Origin of the sequence: Streptomyces sp. NPDC048496 (assembly GCF_043200055.1) — a bacterium.
Lineage (GTDB): Bacteria > Actinomycetota > Actinomycetes > Streptomycetales > Streptomycetaceae > Streptomyces.
On sequence record NZ_JBICXB010000026.1, the window covers coordinates 60,617 to 75,524 of the forward strand.

13 protein-coding genes are annotated in these 14,908 nt (G+C 70.3%); 6 read left to right on the forward strand and 7 right to left on the reverse strand.

Annotated features, from left to right (window positions below):
* Together ACGFSA_RS22520 and ACGFSA_RS22525 are read left to right on the forward strand one after the other, a co-directional pair.
* Positions 1-1,950, forward strand: coding sequence for a fumarate reductase/succinate dehydrogenase flavoprotein subunit (locus tag ACGFSA_RS22520; RefSeq protein ID WP_393306827.1), 1,950 nt, complete (start codon positions 1-3; stop codon positions 1,948-1,950).
* Positions 1,947-2,693 carry a succinate dehydrogenase/fumarate reductase iron-sulfur subunit gene (locus ACGFSA_RS22525; protein ID WP_393306829.1) on the forward strand — a complete coding sequence of 249 codons (747 nt, stop codon included), beginning with the start codon at positions 1,947-1,949 and terminating at the stop codon, positions 2,691-2,693. The genes ACGFSA_RS22520 and ACGFSA_RS22525 overlap by 4 nt, the downstream gene beginning before the upstream one ends.
* Before the next feature lie 209 nt (positions 2,694-2,902).
* On the opposite strand, the gene ACGFSA_RS22530 is transcribed toward ACGFSA_RS22525, so the two are convergent.
* Entirely contained in the window at positions 2,903-5,326 is a 2,424-nt protein-coding gene (locus tag ACGFSA_RS22530) for an ABC transporter (protein WP_393306831.1), read from the reverse strand.
* Between the two features lie 191 nt (positions 5,327-5,517).
* Positions 5,518-6,054, reverse strand: a complete 537-nt coding sequence (locus tag ACGFSA_RS22535; protein WP_393306833.1) for a GNAT family N-acetyltransferase — start codon at positions 6,052-6,054, stop codon at positions 5,518-5,520.
* Between the two features lie 317 nt (positions 6,055-6,371).
* Here ACGFSA_RS22535 and ACGFSA_RS22540 point away from each other — a divergent pair, with 317 nt between their 5' ends.
* Positions 6,372-6,860, forward strand: coding sequence for a hypothetical protein (locus tag ACGFSA_RS22540; protein ID WP_393306835.1), 489 nt, complete (start codon positions 6,372-6,374; stop codon positions 6,858-6,860).
* A 15-nt stretch (positions 6,861-6,875) separates the two neighbouring features.
* Here the strand turns inward: ACGFSA_RS22540 and ACGFSA_RS22545 are convergent, their stop codons facing one another.
* A complete protein-coding gene (locus tag ACGFSA_RS22545) occupies positions 6,876-7,091 on the reverse strand; it encodes a dodecin (RefSeq protein ID WP_393306837.1) in 216 nt (71 codons plus the stop codon).
* A 199-nt stretch (positions 7,092-7,290) separates the two neighbouring features.
* Between ACGFSA_RS22545 and ACGFSA_RS22550 the strand changes: the two genes are divergently transcribed.
* The 3 genes from ACGFSA_RS22550 (at position 7,291) to ACGFSA_RS22560 (ending at position 10,457) form a co-directional block, all read left to right on the forward strand.
* Positions 7,291-8,547 carry an extracellular solute-binding protein gene (locus ACGFSA_RS22550; protein ID WP_393306839.1) on the forward strand — a complete coding sequence of 419 codons (1,257 nt, stop codon included), beginning with the start codon at positions 7,291-7,293 and terminating at the stop codon, positions 8,545-8,547.
* Between the two features lie 198 nt (positions 8,548-8,745).
* Positions 8,746-9,603, forward strand: coding sequence for a GNAT family N-acetyltransferase (locus tag ACGFSA_RS22555; protein WP_393306841.1), 858 nt, complete (start codon positions 8,746-8,748; stop codon positions 9,601-9,603).
* A complete protein-coding gene (locus ACGFSA_RS22560; RefSeq protein ID WP_393306843.1) occupies positions 9,600-10,457 on the forward strand; it encodes a lysophospholipid acyltransferase family protein in 858 nt (285 codons plus the stop codon). The genes ACGFSA_RS22555 and ACGFSA_RS22560 overlap by 4 nt, the downstream gene beginning before the upstream one ends.
* Here the strand turns inward: ACGFSA_RS22560 and egtD are convergent.
* From egtD to egtA, 4 genes are read right to left on the reverse strand one after another with little or no spacing between them, the layout of a single operon-like run.
* A complete protein-coding gene (gene egtD, locus ACGFSA_RS22565) occupies positions 10,400-11,362 on the reverse strand; it encodes an L-histidine N(alpha)-methyltransferase (RefSeq protein WP_393306845.1) in 963 nt (320 codons plus the stop codon). The two genes, ACGFSA_RS22560 and egtD, sit on opposite strands and share 58 nt — an antisense overlap.
* A complete protein-coding gene (egtC, locus tag ACGFSA_RS22570; RefSeq protein WP_393306847.1) occupies positions 11,359-12,114 on the reverse strand; it encodes an ergothioneine biosynthesis protein EgtC in 756 nt (251 codons plus the stop codon). The genes egtD and egtC overlap by 4 nt, the downstream gene beginning before the upstream one ends.
* On the reverse strand, positions 12,114-13,448 hold the full coding sequence (gene egtB, locus ACGFSA_RS22575; protein WP_393306849.1) for an ergothioneine biosynthesis protein EgtB: 1,335 nt from the start codon (positions 13,446-13,448) through the stop codon (positions 12,114-12,116). Before egtB ends, egtC begins: the two co-directional genes overlap by 1 nt.
* Positions 13,445-14,782, reverse strand: a complete 1,338-nt coding sequence (egtA, locus tag ACGFSA_RS22580; RefSeq protein WP_393306851.1) for an ergothioneine biosynthesis glutamate--cysteine ligase EgtA — start codon at positions 14,780-14,782, stop codon at positions 13,445-13,447. The genes egtB and egtA overlap by 4 nt, the downstream gene beginning before the upstream one ends.
* Positions 14,783-14,908: the final 126 nt, after the last annotated feature.

The window sequence follows — 14,908 nt, forward strand, 5'->3', positions numbered from 1 at the left end:
ATGACCGACTACTCGCACTACGAGACCGGCGCACCCGTCGTCGACACCAAGGCCCCCGAGGGTCCCGTCGCCGAACGCTGGGACACCCGCCGCTTCGAGGCCAAACTCGTCAACCCGGCCAACCGTCGCAAGCACACCGTCATCGTTGTCGGCGCCGGCCTGGCCGGCGGATCGGCCGGGGCCACGCTGGCCGAACAGGGCTACCACGTCGTCCAGTTCTGCTTCCAGGACTCGCCCCGCCGCGCCCACTCCGTCGCCGCCCAGGGCGGCATCAACGCCGCGAAGAACTACCGCAACGACGGCGACTCGATCCACCGGCTCTTCTACGACACCGTCAAGGGCGGCGACTTCCGCGCCCGCGAGTCCAATGTCCACCGGCTCGCCCAGATCTCCGTCGAGATCATCGACCAGTGCGTCGCGCAGGGCGTCCCGTTCGCCCGCGAGTACGGCGGCCTCCTCGACAACCGCTCCTTCGGCGGTGTCCAGGTCTCCCGCACCTTCTACGCCCGCGGCCAGACCGGGCAGCAGCTGCTCCTCGGCGCCTACCAGGCACTGTCCCGGCAGATCGCCGCGGGCAATGTCGAGCTGCACGCCCGTACCGAGATGCTCGATCTGATCATCGTCGACGGCAAGGCCCGCGGCATCGTCGCGCGTGACCTCGTCACCGGGAAGATCGACACGTACTTCGCCGACGCGGTCGTCCTGGCCAGCGGCGGCTACGGCAACGTCTTCTACCTGTCGACGAATGCCATGAACTCCAACGCCACCGCCATCTGGCGCGCCCACCGGCGCGGAGCGTACTTCGCCAACCCGTGCTTCACCCAGATCCACCCCACGTGCATCCCGCGCACCGGCGACCACCAGTCCAAGCTGACGCTGATGAGCGAGTCGCTGCGCAACGACGGCCGGATCTGGGTGCCCAGGGCGAAGGGCGACACCCGCCCCGCCAACGAGATCCCCGAGGACGAGCGCGACTACTACCTGGAGCGCATCTACCCGGCCTTCGGCAACCTCGTGCCACGCGACATCGCCTCGCGCGCCGCGAAGAACGTCTGCGACGAGGGCCGCGGCGTCGGCCCCGGCGGACAGGGCGTCTACCTCGACTTCGCGGAGGCCATCCAGCGCATGGGCAGGGCGAAGGTCGAGGAGAAGTACGGCAACCTCTTCGACATGTACGCGCGGATCACCGCGGAGAACCCGTACGAGACCCCGATGCGCATCTACCCCGCCGTGCACTACACGATGGGCGGACTCTGGGTCGACTACGACCTCCAGACCACGATCCCCGGCCTGTTCGCGATCGGCGAGGCCAACTTCTCCGACCACGGGGCCAACCGGCTCGGCGCCTCGGCACTGATGCAGGGTCTCGCCGACGGCTACTTCGTCCTCCCGTCGACCATCAACGACTACCTGGCCCGCAACCCGCACCACGGCGAGGTCGACGCCTCGCATCCCGCCGTGGAAGAAGCCGTCGCGGAGACCGAGGACCGGCTGAACCTGCTGCTCGCCGTCGACGGCGACCGCACCCCCGACTCCTTTCACCGCGAAATCGGCGAACTCATGTGGGAGTACTGCGGGATGGCCCGCACCGAGGAGGGGCTGCGCAAGGCGCTCGACCGGATCCCACAGATCCGCGAGGAGTTCTGGCGCCGCATCAAGGTCCCCGGCACCGGCGAGGAGTTCAACCAGTCGCTGGAGAAGGCCAACCGGATCGTCGACTACCTGGAGCTCGCCGAGCTCATGTGTCTCGACGCTCTGCACCGCGCCGAGTCCTGCGGAGGCCACTTCCGCGAGGAGTCGCAGACCCCGGACGGCGAAGCCGCCCGCCGGGACGAGGAGTTCTCGTACGCCGCCGCCTGGGAGTTCACGGCCACCGGCGACGCCCCCGTCCTGCACAAGGAAGACCTCGTCTTCGAGTACGTCCACCCCACTCAGCGGAGCTACGCATGAAGCTCACCCTGCGCGTCTGGCGCCAGAAGAACGCCGACGCCCCCGGCGCCATGTCCACCTACCAGGTGGACGGCATCTCGCAGGACATGTCGTTCCTGGAGATGCTCGACACCCTCAACGAGGAGCTCATCCTCGCCGGCGACGATCCAGTCGCTTTCGACCACGACTGCCGCGAAGGCATCTGCGGCGCGTGCAGTCTCGTCATCAACGGCGACGCGCACGGCCCGGAGCGCGCCACCACCTGTCAGCTCCACATGCGGTCCTTCGAGGACGGCGACACGATCGACATCGAACCGTGGCGCGCCTCGGCGTTCCCGGTCGTCAAGGACCTGGTCGTGGACCGGTCCGCCTTCGACCGGATCATCCAGGCGGGCGGCTACATCTCCGCCCCGACCGGCACCGCACCCGACGCCCACGCCACCCCCGTGCCCAAGCCCGACGCCGACTTCGCGTTCGAGCACGCCGAGTGCATCGGCTGCGGCGCCTGCGTAGCGGCCTGCCCCAACGGCTCGGCGATGCTTTTCACCTCGGCGAAGATCAACCACCTGGGCGTCCTGCCGCAGGGCGCCCCCGAGCGCGAGACGCGGGTGCTCGACATGGTCGAGCAGATGGACAGCGAGGGGTTCGGCGGCTGCACGCTCACCGGGGAGTGTGCCACGGCCTGCCCGAAGGGCATTCCGCTGCCGTCGATCTCGGCGATGAACAAGGAGTGGTTGCGGGCGACCCGGAAGGTCCGACGCTAGGGCCTGTTCTGATGCCGGTCGGCACAGCCGGTGATGAGACCGGCTGTGCCGACGACTCGTGCCGCGCTGCGTGGGTGAGCGTGCCGAAAGTACCGTCACGGTGATCCTGTAGGTGCGGCAGGCCGCGGACGCCGAAGCGTTCACGGCGGTGGTGAACGTCTCCGCCGGACCGTAGGCGTGGAAACAGGTCAGTTGGACCTGATGAGCCGTCAGGCCGACCTGAGGGCGGCCGCCAGGTACGCCGCGGTCCGGCTGTCCGCCGCACCCGCCACCTCTGCGGGCGTCCCCACCGCGACGATCCGGCCACCCCGGTCGCCGCCTCCGGGGCCGAGGTCGATCACCCAGTCGGCACCCGCGACCACGGCCATGTCGTGCTCCACGACCACCACCGTGCTGCCCGCACCGACCAGCCCGTGCAACTGCCGCATCAGCACCTCGACATCGGCCGGATGCAGCCCTGTCGTCGGTTCGTCGAGCAGATACAGGGTGTGGCCGCGACGGGTGCGCTGCAGCTCGGTGGCGAGCTTGATCCGCTGGGCCTCACCGCCGGACAGCTCCGTCGCCGGCTGCCCCAGCCGCAGATAGCCGAGCCCCACATCGAGCAGTGTCCGCAGACTGCGCTCGGCGGCGGGTGTCCCGGCGAAGAAGCCGGCCGCCGACTCCACCGTGAGATCCAGCACCTGCGCGATGTTCAGCCCGCACAGGGTGACCTCCAGCGTCTGCGGGTTGTACCGCGCACCGTGGCAGTCCGGGCAGGGCGCGTACGTGCTGGGCAGGAAGAGCAGCTCGACGGAGACGAACCCCTCTCCCTGACAGGTCTCGCACCGCCCGCCCGCCACATTGAACGAGAACCGCCCCGCCCTGTAGCCGCGTTCGCGCGCCGTGCCGGTCTCGGTGAACAGCTTTCGCACGACATCGAAGAGCCCGGTGTACGTGGCCAGATTGGAGCGCGGGGTACGGCCGATCGGCTTCTGGTCGACCTGGACGAGACGGTCCACCGCCTCCAGCCCCTGCGCCGACGCGCAGCCGGCCGTGGGCCGCTCGACGGGAAGGCCGGCGGTGACGGACGCCTGCCGGTCGGCGAGGACCCCGGCGAGCACCTGACCGACCAGAGTCGACTTCCCCGAGCCGGAGACCCCGGTGACCGCGGTGAACACCCCGAGCGGGAACGCGGCGTCCACCCCGCGCACATTGTGCCGGTCGACCCCGGTCAGCTTCAGCCACCCGGAGGGCGTACGCGGCTCCCGGGCAGGAGCCGGACTCCCGTCGAAGAGGAACCGCCGCGTCGCCGACTCCACGACGTCCGCGAGTCCGGCCGGGGGACCGCTGTGCAGCACCCGCCCCCCGTGCTCACCGGCCAGCGGCCCCACGTCGACCAGCCAGTCCGCCTGCCGCACCACATCCATCTGGTGCTCCACGACGAAGACCGAGTTCCCGGCCTCCTTCAGCCGGCCGAGGACCGCGAGCAACGACGCGGTGTCCGCCGGGTGCAGACCGGCCGACGGCTCGTCCAGCACATAGACGACCCCGAACAGCCCCGAGCGCAGCTGGGTGGCGAGCCGCAGCCGCTGCAGCTCGCCGGAGGAAAGCGTCGGAGCCGTGCGGTCGAGACTGAGATAGCCGAGCCCCAGCTCGGTCACCGTCCCGATCCGGGCCAGCAGATCCGTCGTCAGCAGCCGCGCGGTGTCATTGCCGCCCGCAGCCGACAGCACGTCGGCGAGGCGCGCGAGGGGCAGCGAGGCCAGCTCGGCGATCGTACGGCCGGCAAAAGTGACGGCCATCGCCTCCGGACGCAGTCGAGTGCCGCCACAGACCGGACAGGAGGCGCTGGTCAGGAAGCGCTCGGCCTTGGCCCGCAGGGTGCGGCTCTTGGAGTCCGCGAAGGTGTGCATCACATAGCGCCGCGCACTCATGTACGTGCCCTGGTACGGGCGCTGGATCCGGCCCGCTTCCCGCACCGGGTGGACCGTCACCACCGGCTGATCGTCGGTGAAGAGGATCCACTCCCGGTCCTGCGCGTCCAGTTCTCGCCACGGCCGGTCGATGTCGTACCCCAGTGTGTCCAGCACGTCGCGCAGGTTCTTGCCCTGCCAGGCGCCCGGCCAGGCGGCGATCGCGCCGTCCCGGATCGACAGCGACGGGTCCGGGACGAGAAGCTCCTCGGCGGTGCGGTGGGTAAGCCCCAGACCGTGGCACTCGGGGCAGGCCCCGGCCGCGGTGTTCGGCGAGAACGCATCGGAGTCCAGCCGCTCGGCCCCCGCCGGATACTCCCCGGCGCGCGAGAACAGCATCCGCAGCGAGTTGGACAGCGTGGTGACCGTACCGACCGAGGAACGGGCGCCGGGCGCCGAGCGCCGCTGCTCCAGCGAGACAGCGGGCGGCAGACCGGTGATCTCGCCCACCTTCGGGGCGCCCACCTGGTGGATGAGCCGCCGGGCGTACGGCGCGACGGACTCGAAGTAGCGGCGCTGGGCCTCGGCGTAGATCGTCCCGAAGGCGAGCGAGGACTTCCCGGAGCCCGAGACCCCCGTGAAGACGGTGAGGGTGTCGCGCGGGATGTCGACGTGGACGTCCTGCAGATTGTGCTCACGGGCGCCGCGCACCCGGACGTACGGATCGTGGGGGGTGGGCATGCGCGCGGAACTCCGTACGGATGGGGGCAGGGCCGATAGTTGAGGACAAACAGTCGGATTCTAGTGCCGTGAGGGGCACTGGCCGCCGCCGGTGTCCGGGCCCGCGACACCGGCGCCGGTGTTCCCCTCCGTACCCCGGGGGTGGCGGCCGCTGCGGCCGCCCTGCTGGTGCTCGGTCTGGCGCTGCTCGGCTATGGCTCGTCATTCCACTCCGGGACGTTTACACTCCCAGCCAGCCAGTCGCTCCGCAGGATCGCGTAACCGACCGTGTCATGAAACGTCCCGTCCTGGGCTGGCCAGGCGTCCCGGTAATGTGCTTCCTTGGCGTAGCCGCAGCGCAGGAAAACGCGCCGCATCGGGCGGTTGTCCTGGCGTGTGGTGCCCTCGATGCGGCGCACCTCCGGGAACTCCTCAAACAGGTACCGCGTCAGCCAGGTCACCGCCTGGACGCCGATGCCGCGGCCTCGGTGCCCGGCCCGGATCCGCAGGTCGAACAGGGGCGTGTCGTCCGCCAGGTCCATGAGCCGGACCAGGCCCGCGGTCTCCTCGCCGTCAACGATCCAGAAACTCCTGTTCTCCTCGTTCTCGAACCGCCCCTCGGCGATCCACTGCCGCGCCGTCTCCTGATCCACCGCGCTGACGCCGTGGAACGGCCAGCTCTCGCCGGTCAGGAAGCGGATCAGGGGATCGGCGTCCGAGGCGAGGAAACGCCGGAAAGTGATGTCCATGATGGGTAGCCTATGGTGTACGGCTGCCCCACATGGACGGCGCTGGACCAGCGTCGGTTCCTCAACTCCAATTCCCTGAAGGGGACTTCGACCGCACTCAACAGCGACCGCGCCGGGGCGTCGGCTCGTTCCGTCGCCTTGCTGCTGATCGACTCCGCCGTCGGTGCCGCCGAACGGAGTGAGGCCCCCGGGACGGACGAATCGGTCACTGGCTGAGAGTGGTTTCCGGGCGGTCCGGCCGTCCAGCCGGTGAGAGGTCCCCGTGGCTGTCGTCGTGCGCCCGCCAGGGGTGACGGGGCAGCTCCTAGGCTGGGCGCGTGACGCATGAAACCCGGCCGCTGGCCGTATTCGACTTGGACGGCACGCTTGCGGACAGCGGGCACCGACAACACTTCCTTCAGGGGGTCCGGCGCGACTGGCGCGGCTTCTTTGCGGCGGCCGTGGACGATCCGCCGCTCGACGAGGGCACACGGCTGGTGCTGAGTAGCGCCGAGGAGTGCGAGGTCAGGTATCTCACCGGACGGCCGGAGCGCTGTCGTCGGGACACCGTGGCGTGGCTTGCCGAGCAGGGCCTGCCCGAGGGGCGCGTGTACATGCGGCGCAATGACGACCGTCGCCCGGCCCGCCACACCAAGCTGGAGATCCTGAAGCGGCTGGGCCGGGAGCGTCAGGTGCGGATGCTGGTCGATGACGACGAGCTGGTCTGCGACGCGGCCGAGCTGGCCGGTTTCACCGTGGTGCGAGCTCGCTGGGCAGTGGCCTCGCCCGCGTTGAAGGACGCTCAGGAGCGTGCGGGGCGTACCTGACCGCGGCGTACCGGGTCAGGTGGTCTCGTCGAGCCGGAAGCCGACTTTCAGGCCGACCTGGTAGTGCTCGATCCGGCCGTCCGTGATCTGCCCACGCACCTGGGTGATCTCGAACCAGTCGAGATTGTGCAACGTTTCCGCCGCCCTGGCGATGCCCCGGCGGATGGCGTCGTCGACGCCCTCGTGGGAGGTTCCTACGATTTCGGTGACCCGATACGTGTTGTTGGACATTGTCTGTCCCCTTTCGTTCATACCACGGTGCCCCACTCGGCGCGGGTGCGCGAGAGGTCGATGTGGAGAACGTGGTGCGAACGGCCCTTGACCAAATGATTGGTCCATACCAAAATCCAGCCACGCCCGTGTGAGCGCCGCCCGCAGTCCCCCACACCGGGTCCTGATTTCGTCGTGCCGTTTCGCAGAAGGTGACCCAGTGAAGAACCGCGTACTCATAGGAGCCGTCACGCTCGTTTCCACCGTCGCGCTGGGCGGCTGCGGCTACCTCTCGGGCTCGGGTGGCCCCGGCGACAGGACGGTGACGATCTGGCTGATGAAGGACAGTGTTTCCGCCGATTTCCTGGACCGTTTCAAGAAGTCGTACGAACAGGAACACCCCTCCATCCAGCTGGAGTTCAAGATTCAGGGCTGGAGCGGAATCGGCCCCAAGGTGTCCGCGGCCCTGAAGGGCGACGACACCCCGGATGTCATCGAGGTCGGAAACACCCAGGTCGCCCAGTACGCGGAGAGCGGCGGGCTGCGCGATCTGACCCTTGAGTCGATGCGCGATCTCGGCAGCGAGGAATGGCTGCCCGGCCTCGCCGATCCCGGCAGCATCGACGGCGTCCAGTTCGGCATTCCCTGGTACGCGGCCAACCGTGTGGTGATCTACAACAAGGACCTCTTCGAGCAGGCGGGTATCAAGAGCCCGCCGAAGACCCGGAGCGAGTGGGTCGAGGACAGCCGGCTGCTCAACCGGAACGGCAATCAGGGCATCTATCTCGCGGGCCAGATCTGGTACGTACTCGCGGGATTCATCTGGGACGAGGGTGGCGATCTGGCCGACGACAAGGGCGGCGAGTGGGAGGGGGCCCTCGACACGCCGGCCGCGATCAGAGGCATGGACTTCTACAAGGAGATCCAGTCGTTCGGCGACGGCCCGAAGAACGCCGACGAAGAGCATCCTCCGCAGACCGATGTGTTCGCCAAGGGCGATGTCGCGCAGATCATTTCCGTACCGGGCAGCGCCAAGCTCATCGAGCAGAAGAATCCCGAACTCAAGGGAAAGCTCGGCTACTTCCCGATACCGGGCAAGACCGCGAAGAATCCCGGGTCCGTTTTTATCGGCGGTTCCGATCTGATCGTTCCGGAGAAGGCGGACAACGGTGGCGCCGGTCTCGAGGTGATCAAGGCACTGGCCGGAGCCAAGTGGCAGGCGGACCTCGCCAGGACCATGAGCTACGTGCCGAACAAGGCGAGCCTCGCACATGCCATCGAGGGCCAGGAGGGCACCGCCGCGATGGCCGAGGGCGCCCGGCGCGGTCGCGCGACCCCCAACTCACCGCAGTGGGCGGCGGTCGAGGCCGAGAACCCGATCAAGCCGTACATGTCGGCCGTTCTGCGGGGCGGTGACCCGCTGGCCGAGGCGAAGTCCGCTTCGGAACGGATCACCGCCGAGCTCGCGGGCAGCTGACCGGGCCGGGCCCCTGGACAGCCCACCGGGTCCGCCCGATCCGCCGCCCGACACCTCGGGATTCAGCCGTCGCACATCCAGGCTCTCCACAGCGGTCATGTCGAATCCAGCCGGTCACGGAAGAAGTAAGGGGCCGGGCCGTCGCAGCAGTGCGGCAGCCCGGCAGTGGCCCTTGCCGATCCGTCTCCGGAGACCGCCATGAACGCGCTGCCCACCCCTCCGCTCGTCGCCGGCCCTCTCACCCCCACCTCCTTCGCGCCGGAGCAGCCTGCCCCGGCACGGTCCGAAGCTCCCGCGGCGCCGCTCTACCGCGTCTCCCTCGCCGTCACCCAGGACGAGGTGCGAGCCGCCCAGCGGCTGCGCCACCAGGTCTTCGCCGGTGAACTCGGCGCCCGGCTGGACGGGCCGGAACCCGGTCTGGACAGCGACGCCTTCGACGCGTACTGCGATCACCTGCTGGTACGGGAGCTCGCGACCGGCGACGTCATCGCCACCTACCGCCTCCTGCCGCCCGACCGGGCCCGTGTCGCCGGACGTCTCTACGCGGAGAGCGAATTCGATCTCGGCCGGCTCGGACCGATCCGCGACGACATGATCGAGGTGGGCCGCTCCTGCGTCCACCCGGCCCACCGGGACGGCGCCGTCATCGCCCTCATCTGGGCGGGGCTCGCCCGCTACATGGAGCGCAGCGGGCACAACTGGCTGGCCGGCTGCTGCTCGATACCCCTGGCCGACGGAGGCGTGCTGGCCGCAAACTCCTGGGACACCGTACGGGCGAAGTACCTGGCCCCCGAGGAGTACTGGATCACCCCGCACCGCCTCTGGCGGCCCAACGCCACCACCCGCCCCGGCGGAGCCGCCGGGACCCCCGCGCGCACCGGACTCGCTGCTCTCCCGCCGCTGCTCCGTGGCTACCTCCGGCTCGGTGCCTGGGTCTGCGGTGCGCCCGCGCACGACCCCGACTTCAACGTCGCCGACCTCTACGTCCTGCTGTCGCTGCGCCGCACCGACCCGCGCTACCTGCGCCACTTCCTGTCTCTCGCCCCGCTGACATGAGCGCCTGGCTGCCCACCGCGCCCTGCACCCCGCACACCTGCGCCCGTCACGACGGCCCGGTACGCGGTGCCCTCCCGGCCACGGCCCTGCTGCTCGCCGGGTGCACCCTCGTCCTCGTCGGCGCGGTGTGCGCCGCTCCCGTGCTGCTCCTCGCCGCGGGGCAGCGCGACCGGCTGATCCGGTGGTGGGCGTACGCGGTCGTGCGGGCGTTCGGAGTACGGATTGAGGTGACCGGCGACCCTTCGCCGACGGCCGGGGCGGATCGCGCCGGTGCTCCCGGTGCGCTGGTCGTCGCCAACCACATCTCATGGCTGGACATCCCGCTCGTCGCCGCCGTGTTCCCGGGCCGGATGCTCGCCAAGAGCGAGATCCGGCGCTGGCCGGTACTCGGCCCGCTCGCCGCGCTCGGCGGCACGCTGTTCGTCGAGCGCGACCGGCTGCGGGCACTGCCCACGACCGTGCGCACCATCGCGGGTGCGCTGCGCGGCGGGTCACGGGTGGTGGTCTTCCCCGAAGGCAGCACCTGGTGCGGGCGCGGATCCGGTGGCCGGTTCCGGCCCGCTGCGTTCCAGGCGGCGATCGACGCGGACGCCGAGGTCCGTCCGGTACGCATCACCTACCGCACGGCGCGGACGGACGGGCGGGTGGCCGGTGCCGCCGCGTTCGTCGGTGACGATCCGCTCACCGCCTCGCTGTGGCGGGTGGTCACGGCGGCCGGGCTGACCGCCGAGATCCGCGTCCTGCCGCCGATCCCCGCGGGCGCCCGTCCCGGCCGCCGTGCTCTTGCCCGTACCGCTCAGACCGCCGTGGCCAGCGACACCGCGAACCGGTCCGCGGAGTCCGTCCACCACTGAGTCAACGTGAGGCCGGCCGAGGCGAGTTCGCTCCGGATCCCCTCCTTGCGGAACTTCGCCGAGATCTCCGTACGCAGCTCCTCACCTGCCGTGAACGGCACCACCAGGTCCAATTCCGGGATCTTCACCGTGAGCGTTCTGCGGGCCCGCAGACGCATCTCGATCCACTCCCGCTTCGGGTCCCACAGCGCCACATGGTCGAAGTCCGCCGGGTCGAAGTCGGCCCCCAACTCCCGGTCGACGACCGTCAGTACGTTCTTGTTGAACGCCGCGGTCACCCCGGCCGCGTCGTCGTACGCCGCGACGAGCGTCTCCTCGTCCTTCACCAGATCGGTGCCGAGCAGCAGCGAGTCGCCGGGCGAGAGAAGCGACCGTACCGACTTCAGGAACACCGCCCGCTCGTCCGGCAGCAGATTGCCGATCGTGCCGCCCAGGAAGGCGACGAGCCGCGGGCCCGGTGTGTCCGGCAGGGCGAGCCCATCGGTGAAGTCGGCGATCAGCGCATGGATCGACAGGTACGGCCGCTCCGCGAGCAGGGTCTCGGCCGCGCCGCGCAGCGCGCTCTCGCTCACGTCGACCGGCACATAGCTGTGCAGCGCGAGCAGCGCGTCCAGCAGATGCCGGGTCTTCTCCGACGAGCCGGAACCCAGTTCGACCAGGGTCTGTGCCCCGGACGCCGCGGCGATCCCGGACGCGCGGGCGACCAGGATCTCCCGCTCGGCGCGGGTCGGGTAGTACTCGGGCAGCCGGGTGATCTCCTCGAACAGCTCACTGCCGCGCGCGTCGTAGAACCACTTGGGCGGCAGGGTCTTCGGTTGCCGGGTCAGGCCGTGCAGCACATCGGCGCGCAGCGCCGCGTTCGTCGCGTCCGCCGGCAGGGTGCGGGTCAGCTGAATGGGACTCACTCGGTTGGCTCCTTGAGCGGGGTGAGCAGAACGTCGGTGCAGGTCGCGACGAGCAGGGTGCGGTCGGGGACCGTGCGCCAGTGCGGATCGTCGTCGTACGGCTCCGAGGCCACGACCGCGCTGCGGCCCGGCTCGGTGAGGTACCAGAGGGTGTCTCCCCAGGCCGTCGCCACGATGGTGGTGCCGTCGGTGAGCAGCAGGTTCAGCCGCGAACCGGGCGCCGCCTCCGCGATCTCGCCCACGGTGTCCGCGACGGCCTGCGGTATGTCGTCCCCCTGGGCGATCCGGTGCTGCACGAGTGCCCAGACCAGGGCGGAGTCGCAGCGGGCGCTGAGGGAGAGGAGTTCGGCCGGGGGCAGCGTGGCGGCGAGCGGTGCCAGCGATCCGGGCCAGCCCTTCACCGCACCGTTGTGGCTGAACAGCAGCCGGCCCGAGGCGAACGGCGCGGCCGCCGCCTCGCCGTCCGCCCCCGGCTCGGTGGCGTCGCGTACGGCGGCCAGCAGTGCCGTGCTCCGCACCACCCTGGCCAGATCGGCAAAGGACAGGTCGGCCCAGATGGGCCCCTGGCGCCGGTAGCGACCCGGCACCGGGTCGCCGTCCGCGTACCAGCCCACCCCGAAACCGTCCGCGTTGACGGTCCCGTACTTCTGCTGCCGGGGCTGCCAGGACTGCCGGACCAACGCGCGGGACGGCTGCGCCAGCACCGCTCCGAGCGCAACCGGTGGCCCGACATAAGCAATATGACGGCACATCAGAGATCCCTCGCGGTCCGGAATCCGGAGAAGATCTGGCGACGCACCGGCAGATCCCAGTTGCGGAACGTGCCCCGGCAGGCCACCGGGTCGACGGCGAACGAACCACCGCGCAGGACCTTGTGGTCGGGGCCGAAGAACACCTCCGAGTACTCCCGGTACGGGAACGCCGCGAAGCCCGGATAGGGGAGGAAGTCGCTCGACGTCCACTCCCATACATCGCCGATCAACTGACGTACGCCGGACGGTGATTCGCCCGTCGCGTACGCGCCTGCCTGCGCCGGACGCAGATGGCGCTGGCCCAGATTGGCCCGGTCGGGGGTCGGGTCCTCGTCGCCCCACGGGTAGCGGCGCGAGCGGCCCGAGCCCGGGTCGTGGCGCGCCGCCTTCTCCCACTCGACTTCGGTGGGCAGTCTGCGCCCCGCCCAGCGGGCGTACGCGTCCGCCTCGTACCAGCTCACATGGAGCACCGGCTCGTCGGCGGGCACCGGCTCGGTCACCCCGAACCGGCGGCGCAGCCACTGCCCTGCGTCCCGGTGCCAGAAGAGTGGGGCGGTCAGCTCGTGCTCGCGGACCATGGCCCACCCCTCCGGCGCCCACCAGCGCCGTTCGGTGTAGCCGCCGTCCTCGATGAAACGCTCGTACGCGCCGCAGGTGACCGGTGTCGTGTCGATGAGGAAAGCCGGGACGTCGCGCACATGGGCGGGCCGCTCATTGTCGAGGGCCCAGGGTTCGGTGGACGTTCCCATGGTGAACGGGCCGCCTGTCACCAGGACTTCGGCGGGCAAGGCGGCCGCGTCGGTGGGCCGCGGCGGTTCCGGTGCGGTGAGTGCGGCCGGACCTGACCTCAGCTGATGAGTGATCAGCATCGTCTCGTCGTGCTGCTGTTCATGCTGAGCGATCATCCCGAAGGTGAAACCCGCATCCACGAGCGGGCGGCCGCCGGTCAGGGCGGTGCTGTCGAGGATGTCCAGGGCCCGGCCCCGTACCTCCGCCGCGTAGGAGCGGGCCTCGGCGGGCGGCAGCAGCGGCAGGGACGGACGGCTGGCCCGCGGATGTTCGAAGGCGTCGTACAGCCCGTCGATCTCGGGCCGCATCGGCTCCCGCCCGGCGACGCCCCGCAGCAGCCACAGCTCCTCCTGATTGCCGATGTGCGCGAGATCCCACACCAAGGGCGACATCAACGGTGAATGCTGGGCGGTCAGTTCATGGTCGTCCACGCTGTCGGTGAGGAGCGTGGTGCGTTCCCGCGCAGTGAGGAGCGCCGCAAGAGCGCGCCGACGGAGCGCCTCGGTGTCCAGGCCGGTGGCCGAGGGGGTGGGGGAGTGGGTCATGAGCCTGCCTTCCTTCCCGGTTCCGGACGGAGCGCCGAAGCGGGCATCGCATGCACCGCCGGCCTCGACAGCAGTCCGGACAGATCATCGGCCGGACATCGCCCCCGGGCGACATAACGGTCGTGGAAATTCGCCACCGCCTCCTGCACGGCCTCGCTCGCACCCATCCTCGGCAGCGCTTCGCGGGCCAGATGGAAGCAGACGGCGGCCACCGCCCGCAGTTCGGGGTCGGACAGGCCGTCACGGGCGGCGCCGGTCCAGAGCGGGTTGCGCGGTGCCGACTGTGGGCCCGCCGTCTCGGCCAGCGGTTTGACGGTGCGGTACACGGTCTCGGCGGCCTCCGGGTCGTCGAACAGCGCGTTGGTGACGGCGAGCGGCACGAGCCATCCGTCGTCACCCGGCTGCGCGTCGATCATGCGCAGTTCGAGATGTCCGCGCGGGCGCACCGGCGGAAAGAGCGTGCTGATGTGGTAGTCGAGATCGGCGCGCACCGGCGGCCGTGGCGCGCCCGTACGGATCCAGTCGCGGAAGGTCAGATCCTCCGGGACGGCCCATGGCCCCTCGCCGCCCCGTATGCACATCACCGGGGTGTCGAGCACATGCGTGGCCCAGGCGTCGCGCGGGGCCAGATGGCCCGGTGGCGCCAGACTCCGTACCGGATCGAGATCCGCCCATATCGACTGGCGGGTGGACCGCAGTCCCGTCGGCCGGCCGTGCCGGTACGGCGAGTTGGCGAACACCGCCACCAGCACCGCACCCAGCAGATGCGACAGCTGCCAGCGCCGCCCGTAGCCGAGTGGCCCCGGCTCCTCCTCGCCGGCGTCCAGACAGACCTGGACGGACGCGGTGGTGCACATCATGGCGCGGCCGGCCGTACCCGACCGGTCGAGCGAGACCTCCATGGCGTCGTAGCGGGGCTCGTGCAGCAGACGGTGCGGCGGATGCCAGGGGTCGACGCCGACACCGACCGGCGCGAGGCCCTCCGCGTCGAGCGCGGCACGTACGGCGGCCAGATCGGTGGTCATGGCATCGACGCAGGCCGTCAGGGAGTCGGCGGGGCGCGAGCTGAGCTCCAGCTGGCCGCCGGGTTCGAAGGTGAGTGCCGCACTCAGCGGCAGCGCGCGTACAGCGGCGACAGCCGCGTGGAGACGGTCATGCGGGACCGGCGTCCGGGGATGGTCACGGTCGTGGATGAGCCATTCGAGCTCGACACCGATCGCGCGGGGCGGGCCCGTCTTGAAGCAGATACATCGCAGTAAATCCTCCGCCTCCCCCTCGCCGAGGGGGAGGTCGTACTCGGCCGGACCGTGGCCGACAGGTGCGTCCGGTGACATTCTGGGGCCTCCTTCTTCGGTGCGTCCGTACCACCCAAACCCGTGCCGGGAGATCGCACAAGAGGGCCCTTGCGCGACAGGAATTCGGTTGCATCCGGGCCTCGGAAGCACCGACCATGCCCCGTA

Excerpts from the sequence above, each read along its gene's own strand:
- ACGFSA_RS22530 (WP_393306831.1), bottom strand. The coding sequence starts at position 5,326 with ATGCCCACCCCCCACGATCCGTACGTCCGGGTGCGCGGCGCCCGTGAG.
- ACGFSA_RS22520 (WP_393306827.1), top strand. The coding sequence starts at position 1 with ATGACCGACTACTCGCACTACGAGACCGGCGCACCCGTCGTCGACACC.
- ACGFSA_RS22555 (WP_393306841.1), top strand. The coding sequence starts at position 8,746 with ATGAACGCGCTGCCCACCCCTCCGCTCGTCGCCGGCCCTCTCACCCCC.
- ACGFSA_RS22525 (WP_393306829.1), top strand. The coding sequence starts at position 1,947 with ATGAAGCTCACCCTGCGCGTCTGGCGCCAGAAGAACGCCGACGCCCCC.
- ACGFSA_RS22560 (WP_393306843.1), top strand. The coding sequence starts at position 9,600 with ATGAGCGCCTGGCTGCCCACCGCGCCCTGCACCCCGCACACCTGCGCC.
- ACGFSA_RS22535 (WP_393306833.1), bottom strand. The coding sequence starts at position 6,054 with ATGGACATCACTTTCCGGCGTTTCCTCGCCTCGGACGCCGATCCCCTG.
- egtC (WP_393306847.1), bottom strand. The coding sequence starts at position 12,114 with ATGTGCCGTCATATTGCTTATGTCGGGCCACCGGTTGCGCTCGGAGCG.
- egtA (WP_393306851.1), bottom strand. The coding sequence starts at position 14,782 with ATGTCACCGGACGCACCTGTCGGCCACGGTCCGGCCGAGTACGACCTC.
- egtB (WP_393306849.1), bottom strand. The coding sequence starts at position 13,448 with ATGACCCACTCCCCCACCCCCTCGGCCACCGGCCTGGACACCGAGGCG.
- ACGFSA_RS22545 (WP_393306837.1), bottom strand. The coding sequence starts at position 7,091 with ATGTCCAACAACACGTATCGGGTCACCGAAATCGTAGGAACCTCCCAC.